The 15,888-nt window shown below is 27.1% G+C and carries 21 protein-coding genes and 1 tRNA gene; 17 read left to right on the plus strand and 5 right to left on the minus strand.

Features of this window, described 5'->3' with window-relative positions:
* The first annotated feature begins 26 nt into the window (after positions 1 to 26).
* From P695_RS0100635 to P695_RS0100650, 4 genes are read left to right on the plus strand one after another with little or no spacing between them, the layout of a single operon-like run.
* Complete coding sequence (locus P695_RS0100635; protein ID WP_028126401.1) at positions 27 to 1,262, plus strand: aminotransferase class V-fold PLP-dependent enzyme; 1,236 nt, start codon at positions 27 to 29, stop codon at positions 1,260 to 1,262.
* Positions 1,262 to 1,705: a Fe-S cluster assembly sulfur transfer protein SufU gene (gene sufU / locus P695_RS0100640; RefSeq protein ID WP_028126402.1), complete on the plus strand. Its 444-nt coding sequence runs from the start codon at positions 1,262 to 1,264 to the stop codon at positions 1,703 to 1,705. The genes P695_RS0100635 and sufU overlap by 1 nt, the downstream gene beginning before the upstream one ends.
* On the plus strand, positions 1,695 to 2,348 hold the full coding sequence (locus P695_RS05195) for a 5-formyltetrahydrofolate cyclo-ligase (protein WP_051437266.1): 654 nt from the start codon (positions 1,695 to 1,697) through the stop codon (positions 2,346 to 2,348). Before sufU ends, P695_RS05195 begins: the two co-directional genes overlap by 11 nt.
* Before the next feature lie 52 nt (positions 2,349 to 2,400).
* Complete coding sequence (locus tag P695_RS0100650) at positions 2,401 to 3,684, plus strand: glucose-6-phosphate isomerase (RefSeq protein WP_028126403.1); 1,284 nt, start codon at positions 2,401 to 2,403, stop codon at positions 3,682 to 3,684.
* A 48-nt stretch (positions 3,685 to 3,732) separates the two neighbouring features.
* Here P695_RS0100650 and P695_RS06030 read toward each other — a convergent pair whose 3' ends face one another.
* Both P695_RS06030 and P695_RS0100660 read right to left on the minus strand, forming a co-directional pair.
* Positions 3,733 to 3,903, minus strand: coding sequence for a hypothetical protein (locus P695_RS06030; RefSeq protein ID WP_156922727.1), 171 nt, complete (start codon positions 3,901 to 3,903; stop codon positions 3,733 to 3,735).
* Positions 3,904 to 3,988: 85 nt separating this feature from the next.
* Positions 3,989 to 4,969 (minus strand): 3'-5' exoribonuclease YhaM family protein, encoded by a 981-nt coding sequence (locus P695_RS0100660; RefSeq protein ID WP_028126404.1) that lies wholly within the window; start codon positions 4,967 to 4,969, stop codon positions 3,989 to 3,991.
* 87 nt (positions 4,970 to 5,056) lie between these two features.
* On the opposite strand from P695_RS0100660, the gene P695_RS0100665 reads away from it, so the two are divergent.
* Complete coding sequence (locus tag P695_RS0100665; RefSeq protein ID WP_028126405.1) at positions 5,057 to 5,758, plus strand: type III pantothenate kinase; 702 nt, start codon at positions 5,057 to 5,059, stop codon at positions 5,756 to 5,758.
* A 33-nt stretch (positions 5,759 to 5,791) separates the two neighbouring features.
* A complete protein-coding gene (locus P695_RS0100670; protein WP_028126406.1) occupies positions 5,792 to 5,980 on the plus strand; it encodes a hypothetical protein in 189 nt (62 codons plus the stop codon).
* Positions 5,981 to 6,061: 81 nt separating this feature from the next.
* Here P695_RS0100670 and P695_RS0100675 read toward each other — a convergent pair whose 3' ends face one another.
* Positions 6,062 to 6,745, minus strand: coding sequence for a hypothetical protein (locus P695_RS0100675; protein WP_028126407.1), 684 nt, complete (start codon positions 6,743 to 6,745; stop codon positions 6,062 to 6,064).
* A 415-nt stretch (positions 6,746 to 7,160) separates the two neighbouring features.
* On the opposite strand from P695_RS0100675, the gene P695_RS0100680 reads away from it, so the two are divergent.
* The gene (locus tag P695_RS0100680; RefSeq protein ID WP_146063661.1) at positions 7,161 to 7,751 is read left to right on the plus strand and encodes a hypothetical protein; all 591 of its coding nucleotides are present in this window, start codon (positions 7,161 to 7,163) and stop codon (positions 7,749 to 7,751) included.
* A gap of 144 nt (positions 7,752 to 7,895) precedes the next feature.
* Here the strand turns inward: P695_RS0100680 and P695_RS0100685 are convergent, their stop codons facing one another.
* Together P695_RS0100685 and P695_RS0100690 are read right to left on the minus strand one after the other, a co-directional pair.
* Entirely contained in the window at positions 7,896 to 8,603 is a 708-nt protein-coding gene (locus P695_RS0100685) for a hypothetical protein (protein WP_146063660.1), read from the minus strand.
* 116 nt (positions 8,604 to 8,719) lie between these two features.
* Positions 8,720 to 9,127, minus strand: a complete 408-nt coding sequence (locus tag P695_RS0100690) for a hypothetical protein (RefSeq protein ID WP_169728730.1) — start codon at positions 9,125 to 9,127, stop codon at positions 8,720 to 8,722.
* A 922-nt stretch (positions 9,128 to 10,049) separates the two neighbouring features.
* Here P695_RS0100690 and P695_RS0100695 point away from each other — a divergent pair.
* The 10 genes from P695_RS0100695 (at position 10,050) to P695_RS0100745 (ending at position 15,754) form a co-directional block, all read left to right on the plus strand.
* A tRNA-Trp gene (locus P695_RS0100695) sits at positions 10,050 to 10,125 on the plus strand.
* Positions 10,126 to 10,188: 63 nt separating this feature from the next.
* Positions 10,189 to 10,623, plus strand: coding sequence for a hypothetical protein (locus P695_RS0100700; protein ID WP_028126411.1), 435 nt, complete (start codon positions 10,189 to 10,191; stop codon positions 10,621 to 10,623).
* Positions 10,616 to 11,479 (plus strand): DNA adenine methylase, encoded by an 864-nt coding sequence (locus tag P695_RS0100705; RefSeq protein ID WP_028126412.1) that lies wholly within the window; start codon positions 10,616 to 10,618, stop codon positions 11,477 to 11,479. The genes P695_RS0100700 and P695_RS0100705 overlap by 8 nt, the downstream gene beginning before the upstream one ends.
* A 222-nt stretch (positions 11,480 to 11,701) precedes the next feature.
* On the plus strand, positions 11,702 to 12,124 hold the full coding sequence (locus P695_RS0100710; RefSeq protein WP_028126413.1) for a hypothetical protein: 423 nt from the start codon (positions 11,702 to 11,704) through the stop codon (positions 12,122 to 12,124).
* A gap of 4 nt (positions 12,125 to 12,128) precedes the next feature.
* Entirely contained in the window at positions 12,129 to 12,254 is a 126-nt protein-coding gene (locus P695_RS06375) for a hypothetical protein (RefSeq protein ID WP_275667555.1), read from the plus strand.
* A 1-nt stretch (position 12,255) separates the two neighbouring features.
* Positions 12,256 to 12,657 (plus strand): pentapeptide repeat-containing protein, encoded by a 402-nt coding sequence (locus tag P695_RS0100720; protein WP_028126414.1) that lies wholly within the window; start codon positions 12,256 to 12,258, stop codon positions 12,655 to 12,657.
* Between the two features lie 280 nt (positions 12,658 to 12,937).
* Complete coding sequence (locus tag P695_RS0100730) at positions 12,938 to 13,243, plus strand: hypothetical protein (protein WP_028126416.1); 306 nt, start codon at positions 12,938 to 12,940, stop codon at positions 13,241 to 13,243.
* Positions 13,244 to 13,264: 21 nt separating this feature from the next.
* The gene (locus tag P695_RS05795) at positions 13,265 to 13,603 is read left to right on the plus strand and encodes a pentapeptide repeat-containing protein (protein WP_051437268.1); all 339 of its coding nucleotides are present in this window, start codon (positions 13,265 to 13,267) and stop codon (positions 13,601 to 13,603) included.
* 251 nt (positions 13,604 to 13,854) lie between these two features.
* Positions 13,855 to 15,444: a relaxase MobL gene (locus P695_RS0100740; protein WP_146063658.1), complete on the plus strand. Its 1,590-nt coding sequence runs from the start codon at positions 13,855 to 13,857 to the stop codon at positions 15,442 to 15,444.
* A gap of 16 nt (positions 15,445 to 15,460) precedes the next feature.
* On the plus strand, positions 15,461 to 15,754 hold the full coding sequence (locus P695_RS0100745; protein WP_028126418.1) for a hypothetical protein: 294 nt from the start codon (positions 15,461 to 15,463) through the stop codon (positions 15,752 to 15,754).
* Positions 15,755 to 15,888 lie beyond the last annotated feature (134 nt).

Raw genomic sequence — 15,888 nt, forward strand, 5'->3', positions numbered from 1 at the left:
AATTTGTTGAGAAAGTGGTCTTGAAAATGTTTGACAAAAATTTATTTCCCGTTTTAAAAAATAACTCTGATTTAATTTATTTAGATAGTGCTTCAACAACTTTAAAACCGCAAAATGTGATTGATGCTGAAGTTGAATTTTTAATTAAAAATGGAGCTAACCCCCATACTGATGCTTTTGAAAATGCAATTATTGCCACAGAAATGATCGAAAAAACGAGAAAAACTATTGCCAATTTCATTGGTGTTACTAATGCCAATGAAATTGTTTTAACTAGTGGGACTACCATGTCAATTAACCAAATCGCTTATGGTTTAAAACATTTATTACAACCTGGGGATGAAATTTTAATTACTGATTTAGAGCATACAGCCAACCTTTTACCTTGAATGGTTGTTGCCAAAGAAACTGGGGCAATTATTAAAAACTTAATCTTAGATTCATTAACAATGGGAGTTGATCCTTATCAATTAGATAAAGTGATCACCGATAAAACTAAAATAGTGGCTTTTGCACATGCAACAAACACCATTGGTTATTTAAATGATGTGCAATTGATTGCCGAAAAAATTAAACAAATTAATGCCAAGATTATTATTGCAATTGATGCCGCCCAATCAATTGCTCATTGCCCAATTAATCTCCAAACATGAGACATTGATTTCTTAGCTTTTTCGGCTCATAAAATTTATGGGCCGTTTGGGGTTGGGGTTTTATGAGGAAAAATGGCCTGACTCCAACAAATGCCACCTTTAGTTTATGGTGGCGGAATGAGTAAAAACATCACTGATGATTACCAAACATATCAATTAGCCGACGTTCCTTTTAAATTTGAAGCAGGGACACAAAATCCACCAGCTATTCAAGGTTTTGGTGAAGCAATTACTTGAATGAGTAAGATTGGCATGGAGCAAATTCATCAATATGAAACTGAACTAAAACAATATGCTGTTGCCCAAATCAAAAAATTAGGCTTAGAAGCACAAATTGATTTTTATAATTTAAATAATTTAGCACCAATTTTAACTTTTAACGTTAAGGGGTGAAATGGTCAAGATGTGGCCAATTATTTAGATGCTAAACATCATATTGCCGTAAGAATGGGTGAGCATTGTGCAAGATTAACTGGTAAAGTTTATGCTCAAAACTCCCTACGTGCGAGTTTTGGGATTTATACCACTAAAGCAGATATTGATATTTTGTTAAAAGCTTTAACAAAACAAGATGAATTTTTAGATATTTATTTTAATGAGGTGACGTAATGAAAACATACACTGAACAAGAAATGCGCCAAATCATTGTCGAACGTTATTCAAAACCAAAGCATTTTTTTAAAAACGAAAACCAAACTTATGCTGAAATTAATTTAAGGTTAGACACATGTTCTGATCAACTTAATTTATTAATTAAAACTGATGGTCATTTAATTAAAGAGCTAAAATTTAATGGTAGTGGATGTGCCATTTCAACTGCCAGTGCTGACATTTTATGTGAAATGCTTGTTGGTCAAGATTTTAAAAAAGCAACATTGCTTTTAGAAGCATATGATCATTTAATTAATCATGACCAAGAAATTGACACCAAGATTTTAGGTGAGTTGATTGTTTTGAAAAACATCTACAAACAACGTGCCAGAAAAAAATGTGCCACTTTATTTAGTAATGGCTTATGAACAATCATTAAAGGAGAGAAAAATGAAAAATAATAAAACCCAACTACGTGAAAGTTATTTGCAAATCCGTAATATGTTATCTGATGATTTTGTTGATTTTGCTAACAAAAATTTAACCAGAAAAGTGATTTGATTTATTAAAAAATATCATTTAAAAAAAATCGGAATTTATTTAGGTGCTAAAAAAGAAGTTGATACTAAAGAAATTGTGAAATTTTGTTTAACTAATGAAATTGAAGTTTATGTCCCTAAAGCACAAATTAAAACAAACAAAATGCAATTTAAACAAATTAAAAATTTGAGTTCAGATATTGTCAAAAATGACAAATGAGATATTTTAGAACCACTAGATGACAAAGCGGATTTAAAAAATGTCAATGATTTAGAAGCTTTATTTATGCCCTTAGTTGTCTTTGATAAAAATTTAAACCGCATTGGTATGGGCGGGGGATATTATGACCGTTGAATTAAAGACAATGCTTTTAATAACTACAAAATTGGGATTTCTCAATCAAGTCAATTCACAAATAAAATTATTGATGCTGATGAAACAGATATTAAATTAAACTTTGTGATTACCGAGAAACAAGTACACATCCCCTTTGAAGACCAAGAAGAATTACAAAATGATTTAGAAGTCACTTACTGAAGATTAAATGAAGATGAGCTTGATTAGTTTGCAAAGTAAAATAAGCAAGCATAAAATAAAAAAGAGATGGAGATAAAATATGATTAAAGTAAATTTAGAATATGCTAGTGTTGATCTAGCAAAAGAGATTAAAGATGGTGATATTCAAAAAATAGATGCAATGATTCGCAACAAAACTGGTGAGGGTGCCGACTTTTTAGGTTGATTAGATTGACCAAAAAATTATGATACCAAAGAATTCAATGCGATGAAAAAAGTTGCTAAGCAACTACGTGCTAAGATTGATACACTAATCGTGATCGGAATTGGAGGTTCATATTTAGGAACCAGAGCTGCTGATGAAATGCTACGTGGTTTAAACCACACTGACAAGGTCGAAGTGATTTATGCCGGACACACCATGAGTTCGACTTATACTGACCAACTAACTAAGTATTTAAAAAATAAAAAATTTGGGATTGTTGTTGTTTCTAAATCTGGAACAACAACAGAACCAGGAATTGCTTTTCGTCTTTTAGAGAACCAATTAATCCAACAATTTGGTTTAGAAGCAGCAAAAGAATTAATTGTGGCTGTCACTGATAAAGCAAAAGGGGCATTAAAAACTTTAGCTGACCAAAAAGGATATCAAACATTTGTTATTCCTGATGATATTGGAGGACGTTTCTCAGTTTTAACTCCTGTGGGAATTTTCCCTTTAATGGTCGCTGGGGTGAACACTGATAAAATTTTAGATGGTGCTAAAAAAGCGATGAAAAAATTAGCTAAACAACATGATCTATCTAACTCAGCATATCAATATGCTGCTGCACGTTACATCTTAAACACTAAACATGGTTATAAAATGGAAGCATTAGTTTCTTATGAACTACAAATGCAATTATTAACTGAATGATGAAAACAATTATTTGGTGAATCAGAAGGAAAAAATGGTAAATCATTATTTCCAACTTCAATGATCTTTTCAACAGACTTGCACTCATTAGGACAATGAGTGCAAGAAGGTACAAGAAAAGTGATGTTTGAAACAGTGATTCGTGTCGCTAAACCACTAGCTGATGTCAAAGTACCAAAAGATAAAGATAACTTTGATGAGCTAAATTACTTAACTACCAAAACATTACACGAAATTAATTCGATCGCGATCGAAGGTGTTTTAGATGCACATGTCAATGTTGGAAAAATGCCAAATATCGTTTTAGAATTTGAAAAAATGAATGAAGAAATGTTTGGATATTTAGTTTACTGATTTGAATTAGCAGTCGCTATGAGTGCTTACTTATTAGAAGTCAACCCCTTTAACCAACCCGGAGTGGAAGTTTACAAAAAAAACATGTTTAAACTTTTAGGAAAACCTGAATAAATAATCAAATAAAATGAAAAACAAAGCAAAGTTGTTTTTCATTTTATTTTAGATAAAGGTTCTAGAGTTAACCATTTGGATTAGTTGTTTTTGTTTTAGAATCATCAAGAATCTCCCGGCATCAGCTTCATCAATTAATGCAATGTTGGGCTTAATTGGTTCTTGTTTAAGTTTAATGCATTTTAAAAATAACTCTTTAGTGAATAACCTTAATGGCATTTTAAAAGTATTATTCTTATTATATAACCATCGTTTTAGAGAAAATATCCAATCTTAAATGAAGAGTTCATTTTTATTTTTGAGTTTACTTTTTGTGTTTTAAAAACATTTTTCCATCTTCACTTGGTAAGCGACCAGTCCAGCTATCCAAATCAACTTTGTTGACTTCTTCATTTACTCGGTAAATTCGAGCATCTAAATTATCAAAAGTTGATAAGATAATAGCTTCAATGATTACTGGTTCAGTTGGAGAACCAAATTCATTTTTGCCATGACTAGCTAACACCATGTGTTGTAGTAATGTGACAAATTTATTTGTCACACCTTTTGCTGAATTAGTGTAATCCAATTGTTCGGCAATTTGAGCAATTTCAGCATTCCCTATCGAGATATGTCCAAGCAATTTTCCTTCTAAAGAATAATCGCTGCCATTTTCATCAGTTAATTCTGATATTTTTCCAATATCATGCAAAATCGAACCACAAATTAAAAGTTCTCAATCAACATTTGCATATTTATAAAGTGGTTTAATTGCTAAAGCATTTTTAACCAAAGTGTAACTATGTCAGAATAAACCAGATTCCACATTATGATGAATTGTCATTGCTGCTGGATAATATTTAAAACTATTTTCATATTTTTTAATTAAAGCCATCGTAATGTTTTTGTAAACTTCATTTTCTAAAGCATTTAAAATATTCATTAATTCGATAAAATCTTTTTCGACATCAATTGGGGCAACAACCACAAATTCTTTAATATCAATATTTTTTTTAATTAATTCATCTTTATCTAAAATCTGATAACTATTGATTTTAACTTGTAATTGTCCACGATATTCAGAAGTTGCAGCATCAATTAACTCAATAAAGTTGTTGGGCTGAATATTTTGTTTATCAGCTTCATTAACAGTTCATTTTCTCGCTTCCATTCTTCCAGTACTATCAACTAAATGAACAATCATATAATTTTGTCCACTAGCCCCAGTTAAAGTAGCGACCTTTTCAATTCGCGCAATCAAATTGACACTTTTGATATCCGCTGTTATTTCTTTTATTTTTTGCATTTTTTGTTCTCCATTGGTTTAATTTTATTTTTTTATCATTTTGAATACAATAGCAAGTAAAATATATTTATAGAAATTGGTGATAAAATGAAGACACTATTGATTGACGCAGGCAATACAACTATTGATTTTAGAGTTTATGACTCTAAAGATAAAAAAATTAGAAAGAAATATCGTTGTTTTACATATTCAAACGATTGAAAAGATGCAAAGTGAGCAAAAGAGATTATTTATGATCAAATTTTATTCACAAGTGTCGTTCCAGAATTTACAGAATTTATTGAAAATTTAAACATTGATGCTTTAGATATTAAAAAAGCAGAAAAACTTGATTTGGATAAATTAGGGGTCAGACACATTACAGAATTAGGATCAGATTTTATTGCAAATCTCCATGCTTTAAAAAAACCGAATGCCATTGTAATTAGTGTTGGTACAACAACAACAATTATGAAAGTTAAAGATTTTAAATTTGATGGAAGCATTATTGCTCCGGGGATTAGAATTAGTTTGAAATGATTAATTAAATCTGCTTCTTTACTTGGTAAAGGCGACTTCAAATGAAGTGAAGAAATGGTTGGTTTTGATACCAAAACAGCGATTAGCATTGGAGCAATTAACGGGCATTTCGAAATGATTAAAGGCTTAGTTTCTCAAATTAAAATTAGTGGGGAATACGACATTATTATTACTGGTGGGAATGCCAATTTAATGGAAACTGGTATTCAAAAAGAAAAATGAATTTGAAATGAACAATTAATTTTTGATGGAATGGTAAACTTATTATAGTTTATTAGTTTAAAAAAGTTTAAGGAGAAATTTATGGTTTGTATCAAAGAAAATTGTAATAACCAAGCTAGTGCTCAAATTAAAGAAGATATTTTAGATGTTAATGCATCTGAAAATAAATGAGTCACAGAAGAACCAACATATAAGAAAGTATCGTTATATTATTGCAAAGTTCATTTCAGAGAAATGATGCATGTACTAACGACTAAGAAAGTTTCATAGAATAAAATGAACAAAATTGCTTTTGTTCATTTTATTCTATTTAATTGTTATTAATATTTTGTATATTATTTAATAAATATTTTATCAATTATAGTCAGAAGTATCTACACTTGTAGGCATAATTCAAAACAAAAAACGTATTCTGGTTCCGTGTTGCGTATCCATTAAATTTGAAGCCAATAGTGCAATTATATCGGCAGCTAGTTTTCCGATATTTGCAATAGCAGATAATCAAGGATTGCTAGATACATTTTCACTAATGATTCCTGCTAAGTCTGAAAGTAAAAGTGTACCATCTACTATTCCTTGACTATAATACGCACTCAAATGCAATCTTCAAACACCGCCTATTCACTCATATCAAATTCTTGGTGATTCAAAAATAATATTTCCATCAGCGACAATTAAATTTCTATAAAAAGAAGTGTGACTGCGAATTAATGAATACATATTTGTGTCTATTAAAATTTCGCTTAAAAATTTTTTTATTTTATTGGAAAAATTGTTTTTTTGAATAAAATTTGAATCAAATTTGTATGAATTATTTTCCTTTATAAATATAAGATTTTTAAAAAATGATGTATTTTGAATTTTGTCTAATTCTTTAATGTCTTTTGAGGTTAATGTTAAAAAAGAATTAAAATTATTTCTTTGTGTGGTACTTTCCTCGGCAACACCATTTTTTATAGTATTGGCTGCAGTAAAATTAATTACAGGTGTTGTCGAAATTGAAATAGAACCTAATAAAATTAATGCTGTTTGCATATTATAATTTCTCCTTTGTGGGTTTTCCCCAATCTAATTTTAGATTTTTTAAAACAAATAATAAAAAAATATGCAAAAAATGCAAAAAATCATGAAAATCTTTTTAAAATCGAGAGTTTTTAAGTAAAATAAAGTTGGTTTATACCAGAAAACATATTGGAGTTTTAATCTTATGGTGAAGCAAACAAAATTCTATCAAAATTCTCTTTTTTGAATTATTACTTTTTTAATTTTATCAATCATTATTTTTTTACTTTGTGTATTTTTTAATAGTTTGATTCTTTCCATTCTAAATTTATCAATTAAAAAACCAGGCAAAATTATTTATGAAACTTATTTTGTCATTTTATTAGGAATCGTTACACAATCCATTTTGATTTTAAGTGTTCTTAATATTATTTGTTGTTCAGTTTTTTTGAAAAATCGAGATGATTTAGATTCTTGTCGAAAATTAATCAAAATCATGATTTTGATTAATATAACTGCATTTTATACATGACCATGATATTTAATTTTATTGGCAATTAATTTATTGCTTTACAAAACATTGGATTTAGAACAAAAAATATATTTATTTAAAAAGGATGAAAAAGTCTTAGAAATTAAATCATTAAATCAAATCGGGCTTTTAACTTTATTAATTTTATTCATTTCTTGTATATTTATTTACTACTCTCTTACTGGTTTGCTTTTTACGGGTCAAATTCTTTGATACCAAAATAATTTGAGTAAAACCATCTTAGTGTCAACTTGAGTTTTAATTTTAGTTTTAATGCTTGCATTACTAATCATTATTCAATGTGCCATTAATATTGGGGTTTGTTCATTACTTATGAACAATTTCCAATTAACTAATAATCAAAATCCATTTTTACACTATTTGATTTTAGAAAACCTATGATCATTTTGAAGTATAGTTGGGATAATTAGTTTTATTCCTATAAGTATTTTTATGTTCCAAAAATACCAAAAATTAAATTTTAATACTACTTTGAATATGCAATAAGCATTGCCAGATAGTAAATGATCTCGAAATATTTCTTACAAGTAAAATTAATTATTGCATTCATTAAAAATAAATATGGAAATCAAAAATTTAAGTATATAAAAATCTTTAGGCAAAAACCTAAAGATTTTTTACATTAAAAACTTATTCTTTTGTTTGGTTTAAATTTTTAAAATAAAAGAAATTTTGTATGGCAACTTTTTTTAATTCATTAATGTCTGCTGGAACTTGATTTATTAAAACTGTAATTGAAAATTCTCTTTCCATTCTTCAAATAAATAATCCATATATTCTTAAGTATTTATGTAAAAGTTTTATTTCCTTATTTGGTGGGGTTGTGTTTGTTAACTTTTGAATCTTTTTATTACATGAGTTTATTTGTGGTTGAAAAATGTTTTTAAATAAATTTATTTTTCAACCTTGTCCTGTGGTATCAATTTCAGAAAATTGGTTTTGACTGATATCAAAACTGAAATTTTCTTGAGAAGCTCAATTTATCACTCTAGTATCATGTTTAGAATATAATGTATGTTTAGTTCAAACTATTTTATTGGTTCATAAAATACATCCTATAACCAAAACAAAATGTATCACTAAAAATATAGAACTTATAGAAAAATACAAAGCAAGATCACCACCAGTTAAGACAGATCATGTTAAAGTTTCATAGCTAGTTCATATATAATAACCAAGCATTATTAATGTAAAAAACAAATTAATCATTAAAACTTGATTTTTTCCACGTTTAAAACATAATGGAAAAGAAGAAAAATTAATTTCTTTCTTGAAAATATCATAAATCAACACTTTCTTTACCTGTTTATAAACATATGAAGCATATGTTCCGAACATTGTACAAAGAAGGCATCCGAGCACGAATACAGTTGTAAAAATTCATCAATACATAGTTTTCTCCTTTTTATTTTGGATATGCACTCAACAATAAAACTGTTGAATATGCATACAAATTAGATTATTTTTTTCTCACTATTATAGTTTTTAAAGTAGAAAAAATTTTCAATTATAGCTTGTTTCATTTGGTCTATATTAACTTCTTTTTGGTTAATATAAATTGTATTAATTGAATTTCATCCCATAAAATTAATAAATACTGCATAAATTCTTAAATAACAAAGAAATGATTCAATTTGTTTATCTGGTTTGTGTAAATTTTGCATTTTAGCATTCTTTTGTTCATATTTTTTTAATTTTACTTTTAATCGTTTTTGAAAATATCTTATTAATATAGTTGATTGAATCAAATTTATTTCCTTGATTAGATTTTTATCTATTTTGATAAAAAAATTTTCTTGATCTCATTTATTTTTTAATTCAGGATCATTATTTGCATATGAAGTTTGGTTTTTCATAGACATTTTTGCTTTCCAATAAATTCCTAAAATCAGTGAAATATTAATGGTAGGTTCTAAAACAATTATTCACAAAAATTGGACATTTTCCTTATCTTGAAAATCTAACCATTTTATAACCAAAAAGACCACTAAGAAATTAAGCATCAGGATTATCCAAATACAGAAAACATTAAATATTAATAATTTAAATTCTTCATTTCTTAGAAACAAAGGAAACTTTTGAAAGTTTATTTGTTCCCTAAAAATTTTGTAGATTAGTTTTTTTCTTCAACTATAAATTCACGTCAACAATGCACAAAAAAGTGCCAAAATTAAACATAATGTTATAATTATTAGGGTGAATAAGAAAATCATGAAATTTAAGAAAGGTAGTTAAAAAACTACTTTTTTTATTGGTAAAAATTTTGACAACTAGTTATTGTCTTTTCTTTAATAGCTTTCATGGCTTTTAATCTGAAAACAATTTTTAAATAATTCACTTTGTAGCTTTTTATTTATGAATTGTTTTTTATTAAAAATTAGGGAAGTCTATGATCCTAACAAAATTTAGGATCGCCTAAGGTCGGGTTATGTGTTGGTGAAAACCAGCAAGAAAATGATCTCGGTTGCAGCAAATACGTAAGCTGTAGTTATTTCTTAGCTTTAAAAGAAGGCAGTTCTGTTTTGCGAGCAGTTCACATCCAATTCAGCAAATTGGGGGTAGTAGATTAGAAATCTAGGAAGAAGTTTGTGCAACACCAAATCCTAATTAATTAAAGCTAGTTAATTAGGAGACAAGGGGCTTTGAGTCTTAAACTTGGTGATGCTGTTGACGCAATTCTCAGTCCACACTGAAAAGTAGATAAACAGTTTGTCCAGATAAGGGCAAACTGCGTTTCGGCAAAACACTCGTCCTCCTAAAAAGAATAGATAAAACAAACTAAATAAGGATATAGTTCAATTGGTAGAACATCGGTCTTCAAAACCGAGTGTTGTGAGTTCAAGTCTTACTATCCTTGCCAAAGTTTAAAAACAACAAAGAAGTGTTATTAAAATTAAAAAAATAGATCGGAATAATTAAAGTTATGAATTTAAAAAATTTAGGAAATGAAGATCATCAAATTTATCAAGGATCTTGTTATGAAGTTATGCAAGAATTAATTGATAAAAATATTAAGGTAGATGCAATTATTTGTGATATGCCATTTGGAGTAACCACTAACAATTGAGATAAAAAATTAGATTTAGATAAAAATATTAAAATTAAAGATTTTAATAAAGAAGAAAATTTAATGGAAAAAACTAATGATGGAAATAGAGAATGGGTTTTAGAACATTATGGATATGACTTAAGAGATATTATTGAAGATAATGAAATTTGGAAAGATAATGTTAAATATTTGGCATATGAAGTATATCCAAATGCTTATAACGAAACTTTAGAACGTTTTCAAAAATATGGAACAACTAACGAAAATGAAAATATTTTAAGTCAATTGAAAGCAGCATATAATGAATAAATTTATAAGCCCCTTAACTTGACCTGGCGGCAAAGCAAAGCAGTGAAATTTAATTAAAAGTTATTTTCCAAAAAACACTGAAAGAATGAGATATATAGAACCATTTTTTGGAGGGGGCAGTATTGGATTAAATGCTTTAAGAGAAGATTTATTTAGGGATTATACTTTTAATGATATCAATACAGATTTAATTAATTTTTGAAAAGGAATTATGTCAGATAAAAATTTTTTGGAAATGTATAAACCAATCTTAAAATTAATCTTCCACCCCAAAGTCAAAACCTTAGATGAAATTAAATCCATTTATGCTGAGATTGAAAGAGAAACACCAAATCATTGATTATTGTTCTTATTAAAAAACAATCTAACTTTTAATGGAAGTGTAAAAGGAACATGGACTCAACAAAGATTAGAGCAAAACTGAAACCATAATAAGTTCGAAAGAGTATTAGAGACTTCTAAATTATTAAATAAAAAATATTGATCAACTTTACCTCTTGTTCATTTTGAAAACAATCCAGCACAAGGTTCAATGTTTTTTGGGAAATATAATTCAAAAACTTGAATGAAAAACACCTTTTATTACATAGACCCACCATATTTTGAAATTAAAAATTTATATGAATATTCAATGTCTCAAAAACAATGAAAAAAGTTTAAAGGTTGAATAAGAGAAATTAATAATTATGGAGCCAAGTTTTGTATTTCATTAAATGATTGCCCTGAAGTAAGGGAAATGTTTAAAGAATTTAATATCTATGAAGCTGCTTGAAAATATACAAGCTCAAATACTAAAAACTGTCCAATAAAGATAGGCAAAGAATTGATCATAACAAATTATGAGATTAAGGAGTAATTATAAATAGAACAAAATTTTTTAATGGTGGCCACAATGGTGTTTGCGGACTTTGTGAGAAAAGAAAATGAGTAGGAGATTGTGCTATTTGTTGAAATGCAGAGTGGTGTATCGCTTGTTTTGAAAGAGTAGGCGCTAGTTGATATGAATACAAAAAGTGTATCTGCCACTATAAACGAGAAAATGATGAGTGAATAGACTACTCTGTTTGTGGAGAAACAGATGACGAGCCAAATGCTTGTTTGTGTAAATGTGACGAAAAACAAGACTATTGAATATGTGGTTATGACTAAAAAAGGGATAAATAAAAATATGAATAAAACAAAACTGAAACCAAAAAAAGATGTTAAATCTAATGAAAATAATTTTCATCAAAACGTAAATATTGAAGACAGATTTTTTAAATCAATTTGTTTTGAAAAGCAAATAAAAATGAACCAAATTAAATTTATTAATTGTAAATTTGAACAAGTTGTTTTTGATTCAACATTTTCTAGCTGTTTGTTTGTTAATTGTCTTTTTAAAGAATGCAAACTAAGAAAAGATTCAATTTGGTTAAGGTGCCATTTTGATAAAAAAACAAGATGAATCAATGTGATTAATGAAGCTGGACTCTTCAAAAGAAATTATTTTGAAAAAGGATAAAACAATGAAAGACAAAAACAATTTAGTAGAAATTATAACAAAAGAACAAGCCCGAGAAATCAAGCAAAGATTAGAAAATGGAGAGTTTGAATTAGAAGCTAATTCAGACAACGAATTGGAGATGGAGTAGTATGAAAAAATTAATTAAAGCACTAACAGGTGTTGGAGTTAGCGATCAAAAACTAAAAGAATATTTAAAAAAGAATCGTTTAGATTTAAGAGATGTAAATTTAAAATGTGCAGATTTAAGGGGAGTGAATTTACTTCAAGCAAATTTAAGTAAAGCAGATTTAAGACACACAGATTTAAAAGTTAATCAAGATTTTAAAAGCAACGTGCTATCTTGCGACAATTGTTTAGCAGAAGGCATTTTATACACTTGTGATAAGTGTGTTGATAACTTTTGTGAAGATTGTTTAACTCAAACTTATACACTTTGTGAGTTAGAAATTGGCGAATATTGTGATTTAGGTGAATGTGAGAACGAGCACGAAAAAAATGACAGGATATTATGTAATAAGTGTTATTTATAGAAAGGAATAAAAATGAAAAAATTTTGAAAAATTAAAAAACATGAAAATATATGTTTCCCAACAACAATGGAAAATTTGTTTTGAAAATGCAATTGTGATTCACCAAAATACAATAAAGTGGAGATTTCAACAAATGAAGACCATCATTATAAAATTCATTCAGAATGTGAGAAGTGCTTTAATTCACTGTTTTGAACATTAAATAACCATAAATCATTAACTTCTGAAAGTTGAATTACAAAAAATAAAAAATGAAAGTTAAATAGGAGATAAATAAAAAATGAACCAAGACCAACAAAATATTTTATTAAAAAAGTTAGAAGAAGCAGATAAATTAGTTTTTGAAGCAAAACGTTTGATAAAAGAATTGCCAAATTGCAATGAAATTAAAAAAAGCATTTTTGGTAAAAACTTGTGGTTAAGTTATGAATATTTAGAAAATTCAATTATTGATTTAATTACAGAGATGAAACAACCAAGAATATTAACATATAAAGATATGATGGATTCTCTTGAAGATGCAAAAAAAACAATTTTAAATGATCCAGGAATGGTTAGTGCTTTAAAAAGATTGGCCAATAAATAATTATTAAAAGGAGATAAAAAAATGAAAAATTTAATTAAAAAACTAACAGGATTAGAAGTTAGCGATCAAGAAATTAAACAATATTTAGAAAATAATCGTTTAGATTTATCAGAAACAAATTTAAAAGAAGCAAATTTATCAAGAGCAAATTTAATGGGAGCAAATTTAAGTGAAGCAAGTTTATATAAAGCTGATTTAAGAAACGCAGATTTATGATATGCAGATTTATGATATGCAGATTTAAGAAGAGCAGATTTAACACATGCAGATTTAAGGGACGCCAATTTAAATGAAATTAAATTAACAAAAGAACAAGCCCGAGAAATCAAGCAAAGATTAGAAAATGGAGAGTTTAACTAATGAAACTTCAATGTTGAAAAATAAAAAGGATGAAACCATATGTTTTCCAACAACACTGAAAAAATTCTTTTTGTGAGAACGCAAAATCTATATATTGATAGAAAGAAATATAAATCCAATTATCTTTGAGGTAAGTTACGATCTACAAACACTCAAAAATATATTTAATAAATCTCTTAATTGAGAATTTGATTATATTAGAAATTGTTGATCCAGTTATTTTTATGAAACAGATTCAATTTTTGAGATCTATGAAAGAGAGTTATTATAATATGCAACAAAATCAAGAAACACCTGTGTTATTAGATATTCGTTCTGTTTCAAATTTAATCCCCAAACCAAGCACTAAAGCAAGATGGTATCAATCAGGTAAATATTTAAAATATATTGCTCGTGAAGAAGCCACACAAGGAATCAGTTTTACTAATGAAGAAATTATTTTATTAGGTAAAGCCAAAAAAGAAGCAAATAAAAAATATCAAGAGCTTTTTTTACATCATGAATTATTAGAACAATCTAACTCAATTTCTAAAGAACAATGCGAAACACTAAAAGCAACGGCTTATAAAGATTATTATTCAACATTAAATCAAATAACTTCAACAAAAGAATTTCACACAGGGGTTTTTGATTTAAATGGTGAATTGACCAAAAAACAATTGTATGCTAAAGAAAAATCATTTAATAAAATTAAAGATGAACAATTAGTATGATCTGGTGTCCTTTCGTTTTCTAAGGAATTTATGGATGAACATCAAATCCATTCAGGTGAAGATTTCCAAAAAATTATCAGTAAAAACCTAAAGGAATTTATGGCATTAAATGGGTTTAATCATAAAAATTTAGAAACGGTGTTTTCTTTTCACAAAAATACTGACAATACACATTTTCATTTTGCTTTTTTTGAAAAATATCCAACAAAATATAACAAGCAAACTCAACAAGCAGAATACAGAAAAGAGTATATGTTAAATAAAGATAGCTTACGTAATTTTGAAAATTCTATTGCTTTTGATATTCAAAACCAACATGTAAATTATGATGATATATTCCAATCAAGAGATGATTTGAGAAATTCATTTAAAACAACACACCACAATAACAAAGAGATTTTACAAGATTTGATTCATTCATTACCTGCAATTGATAAAAAATTATTTAAGAGATTAAAAATTTTGAAACAGGTAAAACTTAACAATCCAGAAGTTTCTTTTGGGAACAAAAAAATTAGTAGTAAACTTCGAACTGACTTATATAATATATCTGATTTTTATTTAAAAAATAATCCTGAAACTCAAGAAAAATATGCTATGTTTTTACGAGCTTGTGAAAAAAATAGTGAATTAGAATTAGAATTGTTTTGAAATGGTTATTCAAAATCAAGCAATGTTATAGATGAGTTGAAAGGTTTAACTTTTGAAGAAATCAAAAAAAGAACAAAATTATCAAATGACGAATTAATTTGAGATGCTAAATTTGATTTATCAAATCCTATTGAATATTTAAAATTCAAAAGACATGATTTTTATTTTAGAAATATTTTATCAAAAAATGAAGACAATGAATTTGAAGGAGTTATTCCCTCAATTGCCAATGCTCTTTTAGAAGATATTGACGAAATATCAATTCCTAAAGAAAATAATTCTAGTTCTAAATTAAATAGATTTATTTCAAATAATTACAATAATTCATTTGACTATGAAAAATGAAAACAAAACCAATTGAATTACGTTGTTAATAAAGCTTTAGATAAAGCAAAGGCTGATGCTCAATATACTGCCAATCGATTGCAAATGCTAATTGATCAAAACAAACAAAAACAGCTTACACATTTTAAATAAACTAATAGGAGAATTTATGAAATTTGAACAAATTACATTAATTATAGGTTTGGTCCTTTTGTTTATTTATTTGATAGGAACAACAACTTATTTTCACCTAATTATAAGAAAAAAAATAAAAAAATTAGATAAAGAATCAGACTTTAATGAAAATGAATTAAGAAGCGATCTAGAAAAAAGAAAAATTTTAAACAATAATACAAACAAAATTTTTAAATATTGCTTAATATTGATGTGTTTAATCATATTAATTTCAATAATTATTCTTTGTATTTTATTTAATCCTTTAATAAAATCTGCTTTGTTTTAATGTTTGACCTATATGCCAATTTCAAACCATAAATCCGGTTATATGAATAAAAAATAGTGAAACAATAACTATAGTAAATAATTGACCAACAATCCCCAGAATTAAATTATAAATTTCCAAAACCAAATTGTTGT

It is taken from the genome of Williamsoniiplasma lucivorax ATCC 49196, from assembly GCF_000518285.1.
In the GTDB taxonomy this organism is placed as follows: Bacteria; Bacillota_I; Bacilli_A; order Mycoplasmatales; family Mycoplasmataceae; genus Williamsoniiplasma; species Williamsoniiplasma lucivorax.